Origin of the sequence: Actinoplanes sp. NPDC026623, from assembly GCF_040638275.1 — a bacterium.
Taxonomy (GTDB): Bacteria; Actinomycetota; Actinomycetes; order Mycobacteriales; family Micromonosporaceae; genus Actinoplanes.
Genome location: NZ_JBEZXZ010000450.1, coordinates 1 through 1,337 on the forward strand (window position 1 = coordinate 1; position 1,337 = coordinate 1,337).

At 74.6% G+C, this 1,337-nt stretch carries 2 protein-coding genes; one reads left to right on the top strand and one right to left on the bottom strand.

Going from position 1 to position 1,337, the window contains the following annotated elements; genetic code table 11:
• The first annotated feature begins 160 nt into the window (after window positions 1-160).
• The gene (locus AB0F10_RS45725) at window positions 161-1,174 is read left to right on the top strand and encodes a phosphatase PAP2 family protein (RefSeq protein WP_360640910.1); all 1,014 of its coding nucleotides are present in this window, start codon (window positions 161-163) and stop codon (window positions 1,172-1,174) included.
• A 24-nt stretch (window positions 1,175-1,198) separates the two neighbouring features.
• Here AB0F10_RS45725 and AB0F10_RS45730 read toward each other — a convergent pair.
• Window positions 1,199-1,337 (bottom strand): sigma-70 family RNA polymerase sigma factor (locus tag AB0F10_RS45730; protein WP_360640912.1); only part of this gene is annotated, 139 nt, incomplete at its 5' end.

Sequence of the window (1,337 nt, forward strand, 5' to 3'; positions counted from 1 at the left end):
ACGGCGGGTGCATCCGGGTTGCCGGGGGCGAGACCGTGGCCCGTGGGGCGCGATGCCACGAAAGGGGACTAAGATCCCCGCCGCCCGGGTGCTTGAGACGCGTGCCGACTGGGCATTGCGGAACCGCGCACCCCGCGACGCCTCAGGAGGACAGAGACCGATGACGGCCCTGGCACGCCGCACCGCGGATACCGACACGACCGCAGACCGCGGGGGCGGGCGTGGCTTCTGGCATGCGGTGGGGCACGCGTTCGTCGCGCTGCTGGCCGCCGCCGCCGTCGCCGGCGTCTATGTCGCCTGCGTGCGTACCCCGCTGGGGCAGACCGTCGACACGATGATGATGCGCGGCGCCGACGTGCACCACGCGCGCGTCGTCGACGTGCTCAACCGGGCGTTGAACGGCACCACGCTCGCCAGCCTCGTGCTGGTCTGCGTCGCCGCCGCCGCGATCGGCTTCATCCGGCGCCGCGTCGACCTGGCGCTCGCCGCGGGCGTGCTGGTGATCGGGGCCAACGCCAGCACCCGGCTCTTCAAGAACCGCCTGCCGCGGCCGAACCTGGACGACTTCCCGGCGCCGAACTCGTTCCCCAGCGGCCACACCACCGCGGCCGCGTCGGTGGCCTTCGCCCTGATCCTGGTGCTGCCGTTCGCGATCCGCGGCACCGTGGCGCTGATCGGCGCGGCGTACGTCACGATCATCGCGGTGGCCACCGTCTGGGCCGAGTGGCACCGGCCGAGCGACACCGTCGCCGCCCTGCTGGTCGTGCTGGCCTGGGGCGCGGGCGCGTCGGCCCTGGTCCGGGCCTACCGGTCCCGGATCACCGGCGTCGCCGCCCGCCCGAACCGGCTGTCGATGCTGGTCTTCGGCGGGATCGGGGCGCTCAGCGCCGTGGCCGGCCTGCTGGGCATCGGCGCCGTCGTCCTGTCCGAGCGCGCGATGCCGGACCTGGTCTCCGGCCGGTTCGCGTTCGTCGCCGGCATCGCGGCCATCGCGGCCGCGGTCGCCGCGGTCTTCGCCATCTGGGTTCGGCTCGCGGCCGGCGACCGGCCCCTGACGACGAGCGGGCCCGCGCCGGACAGGCCGGCCGCGACCCCGAAGCCCCGCGGTGCGGCCACCCGGCGCCCGAAGCCCCGGGTGCCGGCGGCGGCCAGGCGCAAGCCCGTCGCCCGCTGAGCGGGCGGCGGCTCCGCGGTACCCCTACAGCGCCGGATCCAGCTGATTGCGCAGCTTGGTCAGCGCCCTGGTGAGCAGGCGGCTGACGTGCATCTGGGAGATGCCGATCTGGTCGGCGATCTGGGATTGGGTGAGGTTGCCGTAGAAGCGCAGGGTGAGGATT